General features: G+C 44.6%; 1 pseudogene. It reads left to right on the top strand.

Annotation, left to right across the window (positions count from 1 at the left end):
* Positions 1-62: 62 nt before the first annotated feature.
* A pseudogene (locus tag QQK21_RS16385) lies at positions 63-638 on the top strand (sigma-54-dependent transcriptional regulator); the annotation flags it as partial.
* Between the last annotated feature and the right edge of the window lie 59 nt (positions 639-697).

The raw sequence follows: 697 nt of genomic DNA, 5'->3' as shown, positions 1-697 counted from the left end.
CATAAGCTGGATCAACCACTTAAGGAATTAGTTTATGTGTCCAACCATTGGGGTCCACTTCTGATCTCAAGCTACCTGATATGGACGGCGAAGATATTTTGGACTGGATCAATGAAAAGCAAGTTCCGACTTCCGTCGTTATTGCCACCGCCCATGGTTCCGTCGATACCGCTGTAAACTTGCTGCAAAAAGGAGCCAAGGACTTCCTAGAAAAGCCGATTCAGGCGGATAGATTAAAGACTTCTATCAACCTGCATCTACAACAAGCAAAACTGGAACATTTAGTAGAAAACATCGAAGCCAAATTTGACAGGGATCGCTTTCATGGCTTTATTGGCGCTTGTTTACCAATGCAAGGTGTTTATAAAATCATAGATTCAGTCGCGCCAACCAACGCCAGTGTATTTATTATTGGTGAAAGTGGCACGGGTAAAGAAGTGTGCGCTGAGGCTATTCACCGAGAAAGTAAACGCAGAGATAAACCTTTTGTCGCCATCAACTGCGGCGCTATCCCCAAAGACTTGATGGAAAGCGAAATCTTTGGTCATATCAAAGGCGCGTTTACCGGAGCAACAACAGATAGAAAAGGAGCAGCCTCACAAGCCGATGGTGGCACACTGTTTTTAGACGAACTGTGTCATTACTGAGGGATCTTGACGGGATAAATACCATTCGACTCTGTCGTATCCTTACATTC

It is taken from the genome of Vibrio zhanjiangensis (assembly GCF_030161235.1).
In the GTDB taxonomy this organism is placed as follows: domain Bacteria; phylum Pseudomonadota; class Gammaproteobacteria; order Enterobacterales; family Vibrionaceae; genus Vibrio; species Vibrio zhanjiangensis.
This window is presented reverse-complemented; position numbering and strand designations above follow the sequence as displayed.